Origin of the sequence: Bacillus atrophaeus, assembly GCF_039519175.1 — a bacterium.
Lineage (GTDB): Bacteria > Bacillota > Bacilli > Bacillales > Bacillaceae > Bacillus > Bacillus atrophaeus.
Window position 1 is genome coordinate 25,981 of sequence record NZ_CP154443.1, and the last position, 18,000, is coordinate 43,980.

Annotated in this window: 18 protein-coding genes; 4 read left to right on the plus strand and 14 right to left on the minus strand. The window is 44.5% G+C overall.

The features are described 5' to 3' along the window. Positions 1-230 precede the first annotated feature (230 nt). Positions 231-1,463, minus strand: coding sequence for an NADP-dependent malic enzyme (gene maeB / locus AAHT65_RS00235; RefSeq protein WP_013390620.1), 1,233 nt, complete (start codon positions 1,461-1,463; stop codon positions 231-233). A 143-nt stretch (positions 1,464-1,606) separates the two neighbouring features. Next, a complete protein-coding gene (dnaE, locus tag AAHT65_RS00240; RefSeq protein ID WP_343310804.1) occupies positions 1,607-4,948 on the minus strand; it encodes a DNA polymerase III subunit alpha in 3,342 nt (1,113 codons plus the stop codon). A gap of 141 nt (positions 4,949-5,089) precedes the next feature. Here dnaE and AAHT65_RS00245 point away from each other — a divergent pair, with 141 nt between their 5' ends. From AAHT65_RS00245 to AAHT65_RS00255, 3 genes are all read left to right on the plus strand, one after another. Further along, positions 5,090-5,431: a YtrH family sporulation protein gene (locus AAHT65_RS00245; protein ID WP_003325099.1), complete on the plus strand. Its 342-nt coding sequence runs from the start codon at positions 5,090-5,092 to the stop codon at positions 5,429-5,431. Further along, entirely contained in the window at positions 5,428-5,931 is a 504-nt protein-coding gene (ytrI, locus tag AAHT65_RS00250) for a sporulation membrane protein YtrI (protein WP_003325098.1), read from the plus strand. Before AAHT65_RS00245 ends, ytrI begins: the two co-directional genes overlap by 4 nt. A 104-nt stretch (positions 5,932-6,035) precedes the next feature. Further along, entirely contained in the window at positions 6,036-6,227 is a 192-nt protein-coding gene (locus tag AAHT65_RS00255) for a hypothetical protein (RefSeq protein ID WP_003325097.1), read from the plus strand. Between the two features lie 17 nt (positions 6,228-6,244). Here AAHT65_RS00255 and AAHT65_RS00260 read toward each other — a convergent pair whose 3' ends face one another. Then, positions 6,245-7,186 (minus strand): DHH family phosphoesterase, encoded by a 942-nt coding sequence (locus tag AAHT65_RS00260; RefSeq protein ID WP_003325096.1) that lies wholly within the window; start codon positions 7,184-7,186, stop codon positions 6,245-6,247. Between the two features lie 135 nt (positions 7,187-7,321). Here AAHT65_RS00260 and AAHT65_RS00265 point away from each other — a divergent pair, with 135 nt between their 5' ends. Next, positions 7,322-7,624 (plus strand): YtpI family protein, encoded by a 303-nt coding sequence (locus AAHT65_RS00265; protein ID WP_003325095.1) that lies wholly within the window; start codon positions 7,322-7,324, stop codon positions 7,622-7,624. Positions 7,625-7,656: 32 nt separating this feature from the next. Here AAHT65_RS00265 and AAHT65_RS00270 read toward each other — a convergent pair whose 3' ends face one another. The 11 genes from AAHT65_RS00270 to ytfJ form a co-directional block, all read right to left on the minus strand. Further along, positions 7,657-8,976 carry a CBS domain-containing protein gene (locus AAHT65_RS00270; RefSeq protein WP_003325094.1) on the minus strand — a complete coding sequence of 440 codons (1,320 nt, stop codon included), beginning with the start codon at positions 8,974-8,976 and terminating at the stop codon, positions 7,657-7,659. A gap of 155 nt (positions 8,977-9,131) precedes the next feature. Beyond that, a complete protein-coding gene (locus tag AAHT65_RS00275; protein ID WP_003325092.1) occupies positions 9,132-9,815 on the minus strand; it encodes a metal-dependent hydrolase in 684 nt (227 codons plus the stop codon). 57 nt (positions 9,816-9,872) lie between these two features. Further along, positions 9,873-10,640 (minus strand): SDR family oxidoreductase, encoded by a 768-nt coding sequence (locus tag AAHT65_RS00280; protein ID WP_003325091.1) that lies wholly within the window; start codon positions 10,638-10,640, stop codon positions 9,873-9,875. A gap of 129 nt (positions 10,641-10,769) precedes the next feature. Next, entirely contained in the window at positions 10,770-10,901 is a 132-nt protein-coding gene (locus AAHT65_RS00285) for a hypothetical protein (protein ID WP_003325090.1), read from the minus strand. Between the two features lie 66 nt (positions 10,902-10,967). After that, positions 10,968-12,350, minus strand: coding sequence for an argininosuccinate lyase (gene argH, locus AAHT65_RS00290; protein ID WP_010789479.1), 1,383 nt, complete (start codon positions 12,348-12,350; stop codon positions 10,968-10,970). Next, the gene (locus AAHT65_RS00295; protein WP_088117744.1) at positions 12,347-13,558 is read right to left on the minus strand and encodes an argininosuccinate synthase; all 1,212 of its coding nucleotides are present in this window, start codon (positions 13,556-13,558) and stop codon (positions 12,347-12,349) included. The genes argH and AAHT65_RS00295 overlap by 4 nt, the downstream gene beginning before the upstream one ends. 166 nt (positions 13,559-13,724) lie before the next feature. After that, the gene (locus AAHT65_RS00300; protein WP_003325086.1) at positions 13,725-14,240 is read right to left on the minus strand and encodes a MogA/MoaB family molybdenum cofactor biosynthesis protein; all 516 of its coding nucleotides are present in this window, start codon (positions 14,238-14,240) and stop codon (positions 13,725-13,727) included. 135 nt (positions 14,241-14,375) lie between these two features. Next, a complete protein-coding gene (locus tag AAHT65_RS00305) occupies positions 14,376-15,563 on the minus strand; it encodes an acetate kinase (RefSeq protein ID WP_003325085.1) in 1,188 nt (395 codons plus the stop codon). Between the two features lie 321 nt (positions 15,564-15,884). After that, positions 15,885-16,871 carry a class I SAM-dependent methyltransferase gene (locus AAHT65_RS00310; protein ID WP_343310805.1) on the minus strand — a complete coding sequence of 329 codons (987 nt, stop codon included), beginning with the start codon at positions 16,869-16,871 and terminating at the stop codon, positions 15,885-15,887. 62 nt (positions 16,872-16,933) lie between these two features. Next, entirely contained in the window at positions 16,934-17,437 is a 504-nt protein-coding gene (gene tpx, locus AAHT65_RS00315; protein ID WP_010789482.1) for a thiol peroxidase, read from the minus strand. 116 nt (positions 17,438-17,553) lie between these two features. Continuing rightward, on the minus strand, positions 17,554-17,994 hold the full coding sequence (ytfJ, locus tag AAHT65_RS00320) for a GerW family sporulation protein (RefSeq protein WP_268537507.1): 441 nt from the start codon (positions 17,992-17,994) through the stop codon (positions 17,554-17,556). Between the last annotated feature and the right edge of the window lie 6 nt (positions 17,995-18,000).

The window sequence follows — 18,000 nt, forward strand, 5'->3', positions numbered from 1 at the left end:
CTGTCATCCTCAATTCGACAACTTTTTATCAGCAGAAGGATGTTTACGGGCTTGGCATATGTAATATAAATCGTTGCTGAGACTAGATTGATAGCGCATTCAGAAAAATTAGTTACACCCTGCTGAAATTTTTTTAAGACCTCCCCTCAAAAAAATTTCAGCAGCGGGTTAACCTGAGAAACAGCGCGTTGTTATTCTGTCAACGCGCTGCCATTTCTCAATCAATCACTTTATTCACCGATAATCGTCAGCTTTCTTGTCTTTTCAGCTACTTCCTCGGGATCAACGCTGATTCTTGCTACTCCTGTTTCCATCGCTGCTTTTGCTACCGCTTTTGCCACGGCAGGCGCAACACGTTTATCAAACGGAGCTGGAATTACGTAGTCAGCGCTGAGTTCCTCATCCGATACAAGAGAGGCAATCGCTTCTACCGCTGCAATTTTCATCTCTTCGTTAATGTGAGTCGCCCGCACGTCAAGCGCACCACGGAAAATTCCCGGGAATGCCAAGACGTTGTTGACTTGGTTAGGGAAATCGGAACGTCCTGTGCCGATTACGCTTGCACCAGCTTCGCGTGCGTCATCCGGCATAATTTCCGGATTAGGATTTGCCATGGCGAAAATGACAGGATCTTTTGCCATGCTTTGTACCATTTCTTTCGTTAATGCTCCTTCGACTGACACCCCGATAAATACGTCTGCATCCGCGATGACATCTTTCAAAGAGCCGTCTTTTCGGTCTTGGTTTGTGAATTTCGCCACTTCGTTTTTCACTGCGTTCATGCCGTTAGGACGTCCTTCGTAGATCGCCCCTTTTGAATCGCACATGACGATATCGCGTACGCCAAAATGGTAAAGAAGCTTAATGATCGCAATGCCCGCAGCTCCTGCTCCGTTTGCCACAACTTTAATAGAAGACAAGGATTTTCCGGACAATTTCAGCGCGTTCACAAGGCCTGCTACCGTTACAATCGCTGTTCCGTGCTGGTCATCATGGAAAACTGGAATGTTCGTTTCTTTTTTCAAACGCTCTTCGATGATAAAGCAGTTCGGCGCTGCGATATCTTCCAGATTGACACCGCCAAAAGTCGGCTCAAGCAATTTTACAGTTTCAATAATTTTTTCCACGTCATTAGTGGCGAGAGCGATCGGGAACGCGTCCACTCCGGCAAAGCTTTTGAATAAAACCGCTTTCCCTTCCATGACAGGAAGCGCTGCTTCTGGCCCGATATTTCCAAGACCGAGGACCGCAGTTCCGTCTGTCACGACAGCTACCATGTTCCCCTTCATTGTATAATCGTATACTTTATTTTTGTCATCATATATATCCTTACACGGTTCAGCTACTCCAGGGGAATAAGCAAGGCTTAAATCTTTCGCGTTTTTGACTTCCACTTTAGATTTAGATTCCAATTTTCCCTGGTTCACTTTATGCATATGTAATGCTTCTTCTCTTAACGACATGTTACTAAACACTCCTTAAAGGGATTTTTTGATCCGTATTCTGCTGCATTGGCTGGTTGAATGTTCTGGAGTTAAAATCACAGAATATTTAAATAGAGTAACATAATTGTTCCAATTGTATAACAAAAGTTTCCTTGTTACCACTATTTTAAAACGACGTTTTTATGGCCCAACAGCTCTTTTAAGCGATATAACACCTGATGGTCAGCATTTATCCTAAAGGAATCAGGCAGCTTGATCGTCTGTTTTTGCTTTTCATAGTAGAGATAAACGTCGTTTTCCCCTTTTATATGCTCCAGCAAAATTTGCTTTATTTTTTCCAGCAGCTCCTGACTGTGCTGCCCGCCCTCTATTTTTATATAGACGGAGGACGTTTCATTGCTCATATTATCCAACAAAGACGCCTTAGACATGATGAACTGGTTTTTGTCTTGCCTTACCTCGCATTTTCCGGCTGTAAAGAGCAGTGCGCCTTCTTGTAAAACCGGAGAAAGCTGTCTGAATTGTTCAGGAAATACGACGGCTTCGATCTCGCCGGTTTCATCACTTAATGTTAAAAATGACATATTTTGACCCGTTTTTGTCCGAATCGTTTTCGTTTTTGTCACAAGCGCTCCGAGCAGAATTTGTTTTTTTTCGGATTGCTGAGCTTTCAGGATCGGCACCGCCCCGCGGGCTGACAATCTGTCCCGATGGGCGGAAAGCGGGTGGCTTGAAAAATAAATGCCAAGCGTTTCTTTTTCAAATTGGAGCAAATCTACAAGCGGAAACTCTTCCGTCTCTACATATTTCGGCTTGATGGAAAATGACTCCTCTAAAAACAATCCCATCTGGTCATCGTCTGCGGAAAATAATTCAGCATGCTCTGCGGCTACGTCAATGGATGCCAGCAAAGTGGCGCGGTTTTGACCGAACTCATCCATCGCACCGGACAATATTAAAGCTTCTATCGTTTTTCGGTTCACACTTTTTGACGGCACGCGGAAGCAGAAATCAAATAGATCTTCAAATTTTTTATCTTTTCTTGCCTTATAGATATCTTTTACTGCCGAGACGCCTACATTTTTTACGGCACGAAGACTGTATCTGACGGCTCCGTTTTCAACTGTAAACGGAAAGCTGCTCCTATTCACTGACGGAGGAAGAATACGGATCCCGTTCCCCTTAGCTTCGTAAAGATATTGCGCTGTTTTATCCTCATTGCCAATGACGCTCGTCAGCAGTCCGCACATGAAATATAAAGGATAATGAGCCTTCAGATAAGCAAGCTGGCAGCCGATCATACTGTATGCCACAGCGTGACTTCTGTTAAAACCGTAATTAGCGAATTTAACGATCAAATCGTAGACCTCATTTGCAGTGTCTACAGAATACTCCTTTTTTAAGCACCCTTCAACAAAATGGCTTCGCTCACGATCAAGAATATCTTTCTTTTTCTTGCTGACCGCCCGTCTGAGGAGGTCTGCTTCTCCTAAAGTAAATCCTGCCATTTTGGAGGCAATTACCATGATCTGTTCTTGATAAACAATGACGCCGTAAGTATCTTTTAAAATATCCTTTAAATCGTTATGCGGAAAATGGACAGGCACGCGGCCGTGTTTCCGGTCTATAAATAGTGGTATATTTTCCATCGGACCAGGACGGTACAGAGCATTGACTGCAACGATATCTTCCAGACCCGTCGGCTTCAGGCGCCTCAGCACACTTCTCATTCCTGAGGATTCAAGCTGAAAAACGCCTGTCGTATCTCCTTTGGACAAAAGGGAGAAGGTTTTTTCATCATCATAAGAAATGCTAGAAAAATCTATTTTGATCTTCTCTTCTTTTTCAATCATGGTTTTGATTGATTCGATTAATGTAAGATTGCGCAAGCCTAAGAAATCCATTTTTAAAAGACCCAGATCTTCCAGGTGATCCATCGCGTACTGGGTTAAGTACACTCCTTCATGCCCTTCCTGAAGAGGGACAATATCAGTGAGAGGCTCTTCACTTAAAACAACTCCGGCCGCGTGGGTTGATGTATGTCTCGGCAGCCCTTCGATTTTCTTCGCAATTGAAAACACCTGGCTCAGCAGGCTGGACTCATTGAGCCGCTGATTCAGCTGAGGGGACATCTTTCTAGCGTCTTCAAGCGTCACTCCCGGCTTTGAAGGTATCAGTTTAGCAAGCTGATCAGCTTCTTTCGGATTGACGCCAAACACTCTTCCGACATCCCTGAGTGCAGCTTTTGCCGCAAGCGTCCCGAAGGTAATGATCTGGGCTGCGTGCATGGCTCCGTATTTATTTTTGACGTATTGAATCATCTCGTCTCTTCTCGTGTCTGGAAAGTCGATATCAATATCTGGCATGCTGACCCGTTCAGGGTTCAAAAATCGTTCAAACAGCAGATTGTGCTTGATCGGATCGACGTTTGTGATATAAAGCACATAAGCGACAAGAGATCCCGCTGCTGATCCCCGCCCAGGACCTGTTACGATTCCATTTTCGTGAGCATACTTCATAAAATCCCACACAATAAGGAAATAATCACTAAACTTCATCCGTTTAATCACGTCCAGCTCATATTGCAAGCGGCGGATTACTCTTTCATCAGGCGACTTGAAGCGCTCCTTCATCCCTGAGAAACATAGTTCAGTCAAGTACTCATCAGCAGGTTTACCGTCAGGTGCAGGGAATGACGGCAGGCGCGTCTGCCCGAGATTGACATCAACATGGCATTGTTCCGCAATCTGGACTGAGGCGCTTAACGCTTCGGGATGTTCTTGATAAAACATTCTCATTTCTTCTATTGATTTTAAGTCCAAGTCCGGAGTCTCTTCGCGGTTCAAGTCCGCCAGTTTTTCTCCGGCCTTGATCGCTTTCAGGCAGCGGTAAGCGGTCTTGTCTTCTTTCCGTATATAATGCACATCTCCTGTCGCCGCCACCGGAATGCCCGTTTCGGCAGACAGGCGGAGAATGTGATCGGATAATGCCTGGTTCCCTTTAAACGGCTGATAGCCTAAATAAAAGGCGTCTGTCCCAAAGACAGATTGCAGCTCCAAAGCGCTTTGTTCCGCTTTGTCATACAGCCCCGCCTCAAGAAGCGTTTCAATATACCCCTTCTCACCCGGAGTAATCGCAATAATCCCCTCGCTGTAGCTTTTCAGCCATTTTTGTTTCAAGCCTTCTTTTGATTTGGATTGCAGGACACTGCTTATTTTCAGGAGGTTTTGATACCCCGTATTCGATTTTGCTAAAAGAACAAGCGGGCAGGCCTCCACTTCGTTTTCATCTGTGAATACAGAAGCAGTCAGTCCGATAATCGGTTTTATTCCCCGCGCCTTGCATGCTTTATAAAACTGTATGGCACCGTACATAACGTGGTCATCTGTGAGCGCCAAAGACGTATACCCGAGCGTATCCGCTTCCTTGACGAGCTCTTCCACAGCAGCGGCGCTGTTCAAAAGGCTGTAACCGCTGTGCACTTGCAGGTGAACAAAAGACATATCCTCACCCCTTTCTCGTTTACGATCATTTTTCTTCCTTCATTATAAGACGGGTTTACATAAGAAACAAATGTTCTTTTTTGACTTGTCATCATACTTGTCCTGAGAGCTCAATATGATATAAGAGGTGAGGTGATCATATTGGACCAAGAAGCCAGCTTTATGGCAAATTTCATTAATAGTTATTTTATTGCGCTAGGCGTGCTGATCGGCGGGGCGCTGATCGGCGGAGTCGGCGCTTACTTGTCAGGTGAAGCTCCGCTCACCGCCATTACAAAACTTGCCAACAAATTGAAAATATGGGCGCTTGTTGCAGCCATCGGCGGAACTTTTGATGCGGTATACAGCTTTGAGAGAGGTATATTCGAAGGGAATACAAGAGATATATTCAAGCAGCTCCTTCTCATCATATCGGCCATGGGGGGCGCACAAAGCGGATGGCTGATTATTTCCTGGCTGACGCAGGAGCACATTTCTTCATGAGAGTGCCTCAGCTCTATAGAAAACCGGGATGGCAGCGTTTTTTCGCGGGTATGATGTGCGGCGCCGTTATCAGCTGGGTGATTTTCCTGTTTACGTATGGCACCTTTCAAGAGGAACAAGTGACTTTGATTGCAGAGCAGCAGGAGCATGTAAAAGATTTGAACAATCAAATCTCCATCTATCAGGAGGACCTTCATAAGCTGAATGAGGACAACAAAAAGATGCTGCTCATTCAAAGCGTCGATGTAAAATTGCTGAACAGCGAAAAATACAAAATTTCGCAGCCGGACAAGACAAAATTCGAAGAACATATTAAGGATGACATTTCAGAGGTCATCACAAAGGATATAGAAAGTGTCTATAAAACAAAGGAACTGTTAAAACGAACGATTGAAAACAAAATATATACCATTAATGAAAAAAAATACGAAGCTGAGGTGAAGGAATTAATTATTTATACGAGACTGACTGTCGAGATTGAAATATCATTTGCGTCATAAATGTGGAAATTTTTTAAAATCTTCCAAACTTCAGTCGCTTTTTACTCCGCTTTTTTATAAACTATAAATGAGGCAAATGTTGAATATGAAGGGAGGAAAGGGAAATGGATGTTTATAGCGACCGTCAGCAGGCAAAAGATCAAGCCGCCCGAATCAGACAAGGTTTTTCCGCATATGCAGAAACAAACGCACTCGCTTCCCTCATCAAAAAAGAACTTCAATCTTACAATCTCCAAGTCTATGAAGACCTTACTGAACTCGGCTGCTGGTTCATCCCCGTCACAGATGAACACTAAGAAAGAGGGTCACCCCTCTACTTGTGTTCTTTACATACTGTTTCTAAATCAGCCAAAATAGTGTCCGCTTCTTCCCAGCTGTAAATGGAAGCTCCTGCGGCAAGCGGATGGCCCCCTCCATTATATTTGCGGGCAAGAACATTAATAACAGGCCCTTTCGAGCGGAATCTGACTCTGATTTGATCTTCTTCTTCTACGAAAAACACCCATGCGCGAATACCTGAAATATTTCCAAGCGTGCCAACGAGCTGTGATGCCTCAGAAGCCGTTGTGCCGAATGTTTCAAGGATATCCTTTTTGATAAAAACAGAGGCCGCTCCATTTTCCGACACTGACACATTTTGATAAATAAAACCGTTCAGTTTCACCACATTCAATTTGGTTTCATACAATTGATTAAACAAATCTGTAGATGAAAACGGATATTCAATAAGTTCGCCTGCATATTTTAAGGTTTTTTTCGTTGTGTTCGGAAATAAGAACCGGCCTGTGTCTCCGACGATACCGGCATAAATCAATTCAGCCGCTTTCGTATTCAATTTCCAGCCGTGCTGCTTCCCTTCGAGGTACAGCTCATAAATCATTTCGCTCACAGAACTTGCATTCGTATCAACCCATAAAAGATCACCGTACGGGTCCTCATTCGGATGGTGGTCGATTTTCATGAGCTTATCGCCCAAACCATACCGTTTGTCGCAGATTCTTTCCTGATTTGCAGTGTCACATACGATGACAAGTGCGCCTTCATATGTTTTGTCATCCACTTCATCAAGGGAATACAAAAACGAAAGTGATTGTTCGGGGGTGCCGACTGCATAAATATTTTTTTCAGGATAGGTTTCTCTCAGTATTTCTGTAAGGCCGCACTGGGATCCGTAGGCGTCTGGGTCAGGCCGCACATGTCTATGTATGATAATAGTGTCATATAATGATATGGTTGTAATGAGTTCTGTTTTCATCTTGTACTCCTTTTTTGTCTTTTTTTCATTTAATCACAAACTTTACCGCCGGAAAAGAAAAACATTTATCCTAGAAATCAAGCCCATTTATGTATAGAATGGGTTTGTAAACTCTTACAATGGAGGACTTCATTTATGCTGGTTTTCGTTTTTCTGATTGTGCTTTCAGCCTGCTTTTACGTGTATTTCAAAGTAAAAGGCGTCCGAGCGAAGCGGCCGTTGGAGAAAGAATTCTTCTCGGCTAAATCAAGCATGTCCTTAGGGTCGCTGGTGCTGTTTTACGGAATTAATCAAATGATCTTATTTCATTCAGTTTTAACGTTAGTGATCGGCGGTATTTTTATCCTCGTAGGAGCAGGCAGCTTGTGGGCCGGGTATAAAGCCTATAAGCACTACGTCCCCCTTCATGCCAAAGAGGCAGAAAGAGACCACGCGTAATATCACGGAAGGGACGGGAGATGCACGTCCCTTTAGCTTCTTTCCATCAGCTGAACCATAAGCATCGCTTTGCAGACAATGTTTCCTTGGCTGTGGACTTCAACTTCCATTTTTCCAAATTTTCTTCCGGCTTCGAGAATACGCGGCTTGACTTCAATGACCGACTCCATCTGCACAGGCTTCAGAAAGAAGATGGTAATGCTCTCGATGACCAATTCTCCCCGTTTCCGCGAGCGCAAAAACCGATTGGCCGCCTGAGTGAGGATCGTGGTAAACACACCGTAAGAAATCGTTCCGAGCTGATTCGTCATTTGCGGTGTTACTTCATACTGATAAACCGCAGGATTTTGTTTATCATCTTCCTCTTCTTTAAATCCCCTTGAGACGATATCGTCCAGCTTTTCACCGACCTGCGGCTGCTTTTGGATCATTTGAAGGGCCTTTAATACATCCTGGCGGCTGATCATTCCGATTAATTTTTGATGTTTGTCTGTAACGGGAAGCACTTCAATTCCTTCCCACACCATCATTTGGGCTGCGGAAGCGACAGATGTTTTTCCTATCACCGTGACCGGATTTTTTGTCATCACCTTTTCAATCGGCGCCGATCGGTCATGGCCCGCGATATCTTTCGATGTGAGAATGCCGTGAATCTTCATTTGGTGATCGACAACCGGGAAGCGTCCGTGTCCCGTTTCAAAATTTTTCTCATACCATTTCTCCAGCTTATCCTTTGGAGAGAGGTACACGGTGCGGTCGGCCGGGGTTAAAATGTCTTCTACAAGCACGATTTCCTTTTTAATCAACTGGTCATAGATCGCCCGGTTAATCATCGCGGCAACCGTAAACGTATCATAGCTTGTGGAAAGAATAGGCAGTTCAAGCTCGTCCGCCAGCTGTACGATACTGTCATCCGTATTAAATCCGCCCGTCACCAAGACAGCGGCGCCAGCTTCAAGCGCCTGCCGGTGGGCGTTTATGCGGTTCCCGACGATCAAGAGATTCCCCGCGGCGGTATAACGCATCATCGCGTCAAGCTCCATGGCTCCGATGACAAATTTATTGAGTGTTTTATGGAGTCCGGCCCGTCCGCCGAGCACTTGTCCCTCGATTACGTTAACGACTTCTGCATATGTAAGTTTTTCAATATTTTCTTTTTTCTTTTGCTCGATCCGAATCGTGCCGACTCGTTCGATCGTGCTGACAAAGCCTTTATTCTCCGCCTCTTTTATGGCTCGGTAAGCCGTTCCTTCACTTACTTTCATTTCTTTTGCAATTCTTCTGACGGAAATTTTTTCTCCCACAGGCAGTGAATCAATATACATTAAAATTTGTTCATGCTTTGTTGCCAAGCGTTTCACCTCTAACCGACAGTCTTCTATGTCATATTATAAAGGTTGTGAGGAATCAATAGCAATGAAGCAGTGATGTTTTTTGAAAAGGGGTGCATAAATATGAAAGGGCGATCAGCATGGAAAAGAAAAAAACACAGGCGCGGCCTGTGTTTTTAAAGCTCGATCGTTTCTCCGACAGCCATGACTTTTCCGACTCCGCCCGGGAGGCTGTCCGCAAAAGCCTCAGGGTCTTGCTGAATGACCGGGAATGTATTGTAATGGACCGGTACAACCTGTTTCGCTCTCAGCCATTCAGCGGCAAGCTTGGCATCTTCCGGACCCATTGTGAAATTGTCGCCGATCGGCAAAAACGCAAGATCAATATGGTTCAGTTCACCGATTAATTTCATATCGGAAAATAAAGCCGTGTCGCCTGCATGGAAAATCGTTTTCCCCTCCACTGTTAAGAGAATTCCAGACGGCATTCCGGTATATGTGATCGTTTTGTTTTCTTCATCAGTAATGGCCGAACCGTGAAACGCCTGCGTCAGCTTCACCTTCCCGAAGTCAAACTGTCTGGAGCCGCCGATATGCATAGGATGGACATTCAAGCCCTTCCAGCCGAGATAGACAGCCAGCTCATTCGGCGCAACAACGAGTGCGTCATTTTGCTTGGCAATTTGTTCGGTATCGCCTACATGGTCATTATGGCCATGAGTCAATAAAATGACGTCCGCTTTTACATCTTCCGGCTTCAGATCGGTTAAATCGTTTCCGGTCAAAAACGGGTCAAACAGAATATTGTGGTCGTTTGTTTCTACTGCGATAACAGAATGTCCGTGATATGTCACTTTCATATCTTTCACCTCATCACAATTTTTTTATTTATTTCCCTTATGAGCCTTCCAAAAAACCTAGGTTGAATGGTGCCTGTTAATGACATTAAGCCCGCCGGTTGCTTCAATAACGGTTCCCGTCACTAGATCGGAGTTTTCCTCGCACAAAAAAGCAATGATTCTGGCGATATCTTCTCCCGTTCCGGATCTTCCTATCGGCGTCTTTTCCTTGCCGATTCTCAGTCTGGCCTCTTCTATTGACGCTTCTTTCATATCGCCGACGATGTCACCCGGGCACACCATATTGGCTGTTATACCGGATTCAGCCTCTTCTATCGCTATCGTTTTTGTCAGTGAGGCCAAACCGACCTTTGCGGCCCCGAAAGCGGAACGGTGAAGCCAGCCCGGGGCGTGCGCCGCACCTTGGAAACCATATGTTATAATCCGGCCGAATTGCTGTGTTCTCATGATCGGAATTACTGCTTTAAATAAATGAAAGACAGCGCTTAAATTCCCTTCAAGCATAGAGTACCATTCATCATCGGAATAATCGGCAAGCTTTTTCCGTTCAAATATGTAAGGCCCGGCGTTGTTAATCAGGAAGTCGATTCTCCCAAACCGCTCTTTCGCGGCATTGGCAATGTACAGCAAGTCTTCCTTTTTGGTGACATCTCCCTTTACAAACTGCAGCCGGTCAAGAAATTGAGGACAGGCGGCTTTCAGACGGCTGACAGCTTCCTCATCCTGTCTGTAGTTGACCGTCACAGAGTACCCTTTTTCAAGTAAGGTTTCCGTCACTTTACGCCCTAATCCCTTCGAACCGGCTGTAATTAAAGCATGTCGCACATGTATACCCTCCCAAAGCAACGTAGCCGCTTCAAATAAAGTCATTTCTTCCTCTACTTTACTATAAAAGAACGGCAATATCACTTTTTTACACTTTGACAAACGAAAAAAGCCGTCTGTTTAGACAGCTTATTCCGCAGAAGCAGGCGGTTCCTTTTCTGACAGCTCAACAAAACCGCTTTGATACACGTCAGTAATCTGCCGGATAGTCTCCTGCCCCTCTTTTTCATCATATATATACTGTTCTTGTTCTCTTTTCATCCCTCTGGCCTCCCATTCATTATATAAGTAGGGTGGCTATAATGAATGGAATTTATGAAGGAAAATTTAGCTACAAGCCTTTATGCTTTCCTTAGCTTTTACGAGTGCCTGCTCCACCTGTTTGAAACCGGTTCCTCCCGCGCTCATTCGTTTTTCAACAGCATGATACGGGTCGAGAACCGTGTAAATATCTTCTTCAAAAAGATCGCTCGCTTCAAGAAAATCGCTATATGGCATATCGCTTAAATAAATACCTTTTTCGATGCATGTGTAGACCAGTTTCCCGACAATTTCATGAGCTTCTCTGAACGGCATGCCTTTTTTCGCCAAATAGTCAGCAAGCTCTGTCGCGTTAGAGAAGTCTTGCTTCGTCGCCTGCTTCATTACATCTTTATTGACCGTCATGGTCTCAATCATTCCTGTGAAGATCTGCAGGCTGCCTTCCACAGTCTTCACCGTGTCAAACATGCCTTCTTTATCTTCCTGCAAGTCTTTGTTATAAGCGAGAGGGAGCCCTTTCATAATCGTGAACAGCCCCATCATATCACCATACACACGGCCGGTTTTTCCCCGAATGAGTTCCGCCATGTCCGGATTTTTCTTTTGCGGCATCATGCTGCTTCCCGTCGCGTAAGTGTCATCAAGTTCAATGAATTTGAATTCCTGAGAGCACCAGAGAATGATTTCTTCCGAAAAACGGGAAAGGTGCATCATCATCATGCTGCTGTTGCTTAAAAATTCAAGAATGAAGTCTCTGTCGCTTACTCCGTCCAGGCTGTTTTCGTATATGGAATCAAAGCCAAGAAGCTGTGCCGAATAATCCCGGTCAATCGGGAAGGTCGTGCCCGCCAACGCCCCGCAGCCGAGCGGAGACTTGTTAATGCGTTTCATCGAATCTTGAAAACGCTCTTTATCCCGCTCGAGCATCCAGAAATACGCGAGCAAATGATGGGCAAATGAAATCGGCTGGGCACGCTGAAGATGTGTATACCCGGGTAGAATCGTTTCCACATTCGCTTCCGCTTTTTTAATCAGCGCGTGTTGAAACTGTTCGATCAGCTCGATAATATGGCCGACGTGATTTTTTAAATATAAATGCATATCAGTCGCCACCTGGTCATTCCGGCTTCGTCCGGTATGAAGCTTGCCGCCCAGAGGACCGATTTCATCAATGAGCATTTTTTCAATGTTCAAATGAATATCTTCATAATCGACTGAGAATTCCAAGGCGTTATCTTCAGCTTTTTGCAGAAGTGTATTCAGCCCCTCACGAATTTTCAGCTCTTCTTCTTCCGTCAGGATACCGCATTTTTTCAGCATTGCAGCATGTGCGAGAGACCCTGTAATATCTTCAGCTACTAAGTTTTGGTCAAATGTGATGGACGCCCCAAACTCATCGACCCATTTTTCCGGTGTTTTTTGAAATCGGCCTCCCCAAAGCTTCTTCATGCGTTAATCTGCTCCTTCTTTTTCACGATGCTGTTGACTTTCGTCGGCAGCCCCCAAAGTTCAATAAAACCGATAGCTGCGTGGTGATCAAACGCATCGTCTTTTGTATATGTTGCAAGTTTTTCGTCATAAAGTGAAAACTCTGATTTACGTCCTTCCACAATCGCGTGTCCTTTAAAGAGCTTAACGCGGACAACGCCGGTAACATGCTTTTGTGTTTCTTTTAAGAACCCGAGAAGCGCATCCTTTAACGGTGAAAACCATAGACCGTTATAAATAACTTCTGACAGCTTTTGTTCAATTGCCGGTTTAAAGTGCGCGACTTCTTTGACCAGTGTTAAATCCTCAAGCTCTTTATGCGCTTTAATCAGCGTCATAGCACCCGGGCACTCATATACTTCCCGTGATTTGATGCCGACAAGGCGGTTTTCCACATGGTCAATTCTTCCGATTCCGTGTGCGCCGGCAACCTCATTCAGTTTCAGAATCAATTCAGAAAGTGAATACGATACGCCGTCGATTGATACCGGAACGCCTCCTTCAAACGCGATCTCGATGATCTCAGGAGTGTCTGGCGTTTTTTCCAAAGGTGCTGTCAGATCATATGCGCCTTCCGGCGGTGCTGCCCAAGGGTCTTCTAAAATGCCGCATTCGTTCGCGCGTCCCCAAAGGTTTTGGTCAATTGAGTACGGGCTGTCAAGATTGATCGGAATCGGAATCCCGCGGTCAGCCGCATATTCAATTTCTTCCTCACGAGACCATTGCCATTCACGGACAGGAGCGATTACTTCCAAATCCGGATTTAATGATTTGATAGAAACCTCAAAACGAACCTGGTCATTTCCTTTACCAGTGCATCCGTGCGCGACCGCTACCGCATTTTCCTTTTCCGCCACCTCGACTAATTTCTTTGCGATTAATGGACGTGATAATGCGGATACAAGCGGGTATTTTCCTTCGTATAGTGTATGCGCCTGAAGAGAAACAAGCGCAAACTCCTGTGCAAATTCTTCTTTTGCGTCAATGACGTAAGAGTTTGTCGCTCCCACTTCCAATGCTTTTTGCTGTACAAATGCCAAATCTTTGCCTTCCCCTACATCTAAACAGCAAGCAATGACATCATAATCTTGTTCTTGAAGCCATTTTATCGCTACAGAAGTATCAAGACCTCCTGAATATGCCAATACAACTTTTTTCTGTTCTGCCATGTTAAAAATCCCCTCTCAACCGTGTTCTCTTTTTGTATAAAAATAAATTATATTTAATAAAAATACATTTTGTATGTATACACTTTAACAAGTAAATTCTGTTTTTTCAAGCTTTTTATAAAAAAAACTTCACCCATTTTTTCGAGTGAAGTTTCGCAGGATTTATTCATTTCATATCTTTTCTGATTTCTCTGATTACATGGGCAAGCTCCGGGATAATCAGCTTGTCCATCGCAAGCTTTACCGCACCGCTTGAACCGGGTGTGGAGAAGACGGCAGTATTCAGGATGACCCCTGCCGCCGCTCTGGAAAGGATTGCGGCTGAACCGATATCCTCTGTATAGCTGAGCATTCTGAAAATCTCTCCGAAACCGGGCAGCTCTTTCGAAAATAACGGAGTGACCGCTTCAATTGTCACGTCTCTTTGCGCAATGCCAGTCCCGCCGTTTAGAAGGACCGCATCTGTATATTCATCCATACAGCCGGATAATACAGCTTTTTGAAGCGCATCCTTATCATCCTTTACGATGTGATAGGATACAATTTGGTGGCCGGCGTCTTCTAAATATTTCATCATCAGCCGGCCGCTTTTGTCGTTCTCTTCCGTTCTTGTGTCACTGACGGTAATGACCATGCATCGAACAGTGCCTGGGGCTTCTTGTTTATGTTCTTCCACACTCATGCTTTCACCTCATTGATATAGCTGATATTATTCGTATTGATTACGATTATGTACGCCCATATCGTATCGTCTTTATATAAAAAATTCAATACACACGAAAAAAGCACATTCGGCTGAATGTGCTTTTCCTCCATACTATTGAGCTAAACGGACTACATCACGGGCAATCATCACTTCTTCATCGGTCGGGATGATGATGACTTTAACCGGAGAATGCGGGTAGCTGATGAAAGCTTCCTCGCCGCGTACGTTATTAAGTGCAGGATCCCAGTATACTCCCATGAATTCGAGGCCGCGAAGGACGCGCTCTCTCACTTCGACACTGTTTTCACCGATTCCGGCAGTAAAGATGATAGCGTCAACGCCGCTCATTCTTGCCGCGTAAGAACCGATGTATTTGTGGATTCTGCTTGCAAATACTTCAAGCGCTGTTTCCGCACGCTCATTTCCTTCTTTTGAAGCTTCCACGATATCACGAAGGTCGCTTGAAAAACCGGAGATGCCAAGCAGTCCGCTTTTTTTGTTTAATGTATTTAATACTTCGTCTGCTGATTGACCTGTCTTCTCCATAATATAAGGAATAAGGGCCGGGTCGATGTTTCCGGAACGCGTACCCATCGCTACGCCCGCAAGCGGCGTGAAGCCCATTGATGTATCAATAGATTTTCCGCCTTCAACGGCTGCGATACTCGCACCGTTTCCAAGGTGGCAGGAAATAAGACGCAAATCTTCCAGCGGGCGGCCAAGAAGCTCAGCTGCGCGTTCAGTTACATATTTATGTGATGTGCCGTGGAACCCGTACTTACGAATGCCGAATTTCTCATAGTATTCGTATGGAAGGCTGTACAGATAAGACTGCTCAGGCATTGTTTGGTGGAACGCTGTATCAAACACCGCAACCGCAGGTACATTCGGAAGCACTTCTTTAAATGCTTTGATTCCGACAATGTTAGCCGGATTATGAAGCGGCGCCAGTTCAGAAATTTTTTCGATCTCATTTATCATTTCATCCGTTAATAATACGGAATCACTGAATTTTTCTCCGCCGTGAACGACACGGTGGCCGATCCCGTCAATTTCATTCAAGTCTTTGATAATGCCGAACTCAGTTAATTTGTTAAGCAGCATTTTAACTGCAACCGCATGATCTGGTATATCTGTAACTTCTGTATTTTTTTCGCCGTTTACAGAAATGGTAAACACACTGTCAGCGATACCGATTCGTTCAACTAAGCCTTTCGTTAATACTTTTTCTGAAGGCATTTCGAAAAGCTGAAATTTTAAAGACGAGCTTCCTGCGTTAATTGCAATAATTTTGGACATGATTGTCGCTCCTTTTTACTCTGTATCAACATTCAACTTCTTTTGTTCGTTCTTGTTTCCCAAGCGCCAGATCGCGCCGGAAAATATCTGACTTTTCCATTTAAACATTGTCATGTCAGCATTTCAAGTCAACATCGTTATTGGTAACGTTTTCATAGAGAAGTCGTTATTTTCAGATTAGTAAAACACCTGTTTCGGTTATTTTGAAAGACGATTATTGAGTTAGCGTTTGTAAAGATAGCCTGTTTCATTCAATGTTTGCCGCAAAAAAACAGTTTAAGCACCCATCGCAAGATGTTTCCTTAAACTGTTTTGATTCATCTATTTTTCTTCTTGAAACCACGTATCCAATTTAGCCATCATTTCGAGCATAGCCGGCTGGTTCGCAAATGACGGGAGATTGGCAAGCAGCATTTGCTTCGGCGGCTTCGTTTGATCGCCTTGTTTTTGAAGCACGAGAATGCTTTTGGCATGAGCCTCATCTTTAAATAGTGATTGAGGAAGCTGGAGCAGCGCATTCAGGTGGACCTTTTCGCTGAAAAAACGCTTGAGCTTATCACTTTGGGCGCTGTCAAATAAATGATTCGGAATCATAAAAAATAAGTAGCCGCCCGGTTTGGTGTGCTTCACGCTTTGTTCAATAAATAGGTGATGGGCGAAAGAATGGCCTTCATCCGCTTTTAATTCGTACGCCTTCGCCCCTTCATCATTCGGATAAAATCCTACAGGAAGGTCGCAGATGACCATGTCAACCGGGTCGACAAATACCGGTTCAAGGCTGTCCTGATGGAACAGTTCAATTTCCTTTTCCTGCAGGTTCGCCTGAGAATACGCGATTTTGAGCAGGACGTCATCAATCTCGATTCCATAGCTTTTTGCTATTTGTTCAGACTGCTGGTTTAAAACCGTGAGAAGGAGATTTCCCGTCCCGGCTGCGGGATCAAGGATCGTCATGTCCTTTTTCCCCTCAGTAAATTTATTGACCAAGTAGCTGATGAAAAGCCCGATTGTATCAGGTGTCATTTGTCTATTCGGGTGTGACTTGTCTTTTAAGCCTTTTAAAATGGCGAGCTGAAACGACTTCCGCACCCATTCGTGCTCATATTTATTAAATTCGGCTTTTGCAAGCAGAGCCTTCAGCGGTTCGGCTTTTTCAGCCGGAATTGAAAACTGGTCCGTTGTTTCAAGGAAATACATTTCCCCGGCTTCGGCAAGCGCCTCGATATATGAAATTTGCAGTTCTTTTGCTATCATTTGCGCGGCTTCATCCAGAAGCTCATAAACCGCGCCGACATGATCATTTTGCATTGTCTTCCTCCTTGCCATGAAAAGAGCTCCGGCGTCAGCACCTGGAGCTCTTTTTCACCTGCTTACTTAAGTAATGCCTTTGCAGCCTCAATCGGCTTTTCGTAGTTCGGGTGATTGGTTGCTTCGCTCACATATTCAGCGTAGACAACTTTTCCGTTTTCATCAAGAACGAATACGGAACGGGCCAGCAGCCGAAGTTCTTTAATGTAAACGCCGAAAGCTTCCCCAAATGACATGTCTCTGTGGTCTGATAAAGTTTCCACTTTATCAATTCCGTTCGCCCCGCACCAGCGCGCCTGAGCAAACGGGAGGTCTGCGCTGATAGTTAAAACGTTCACATCTCCAAGCTTTGCGGATTCTTCGTTAAAACGGCGGGTTTGCGCATCACAAACGCCTGTGTCGATAGAAGGGATAACTGAAATAATCGTTGCTTTTCCTTTGAAATCCGCTAACGATTTTTCTTCTAAACCGTTCGTTAACACTGTAAAGTCCGGAGCTTGCTCCCCAACTTTCACTTCTTGTCCGACTAATGTAACCGGGCCGCCTTTAAATGTAATTGAAGCCATTATATTTCCTCCCTTTGATATGTATAGTTCTATCATAGTAGAGTTTTATGCAAACTGCAAAGTTTATGCCAAGATCATAAAAAAAGCTAACTGCAATCTGCAGTTAACTTTAAAAGTTAAAGACCGATATCATTCATTTTTTTGTTTTGGCCTTTGTCATTTTTTTTAAACATTTGCTGGATACGTTCAATTGTTTGCGGAGCGGAATCCAAAAGCTTATCAATTAAATGTGTATTTTCGTCTAAATGAAGCATTCTGACACCGGTTGTTCCGACAATCAAAAACGCGATTGGCGTGATAGACACACCGCCTCCGCTCCCGCCTCCGAACGGAAGTTTTTGTTCTTTGCGTTCATCATCTTCAGACTTCTTTTCGGTTGGCTTGCTGCCAAATTCACTTCCGCCCGCCGCAAAGCCGAAACCGACTTTAGAAACGGTTAAGATGACACTGCCATCCGGTGTTTCAACCGGATCTCCGATGATTGTATTGACATCAATCATTTCCTTCAAATTTTCCATAGCGGTTTTCATTAAACCTTGAATGGGATGGTCTGCCATTGCGCT